The organism is Oleiphilus sp. HI0123, assembly GCF_001635315.1.
On the sequence record NZ_LWGE01000776.1, the window covers coordinates 1 to 680 of the forward strand.

A 680-nucleotide genomic window follows, 5' to 3' on the forward strand; every position below is an offset into this window, starting at 1 on the left:
ATGTGCACCACGAATGACCCGTTGAACGAAGATGCACGCTATCAGAGATTTTTTCTGCCATCTCAGCGCGACTCTCGAAGGTCTTAACTGCTTCACTCTTGGAGCGATAGGAGATTAGTTTATTAGCGAGCCCCCCCGTGATAATCGTGCCCTCATCCAAAAACTCTTCAACACGCGCCACCTTATAATTTTTAATCTCAATGGCGATCTCGTCGTAAAGCTCCACTTCTTGCGCTTCATTTCCCGCGTAGAGCAATGTCATGTCCATCGACCAATGCTTGAAGTGCTGCTTCAAATAACGCAAGTCGCCATACGCTGACTGTGCACAGTAAACTGCAAACGTGCGCCGAAAGCGGTGACTAGCCATGCCGTTAATGCCCAATGCAGTGCAGAACGATTTCAACCTACGATCAAAAGCATCACTAGTAAGCGCATTAATCGCATTCTTATTCGCCGTGCTTGTGGTCAAAAACAGATGGTGCTTGAAGTGCGCGATTTTAAGAGCTTTAGGATGCTCAGGATCGTTTTCAAGTAAGCTCTGCTGTTCTTGCCAAAGCCTTTCTCGTAAAGTACGTACATACGCCTTCTGCGCTTCAATTGCATCTATGACGATCTTAGGTACCAACCATTCGGTATAACCCTCATGCGTCTTACTGCTGTGCGATTTCAGCCAATACGAC

General features: G+C 46.9%; 1 pseudogene. It reads right to left on the minus strand.

Annotated elements, in window-relative coordinates:
• Positions 1-680: pseudogene (locus A3761_RS27235) on the minus strand (hypothetical protein); the annotation flags it as partial.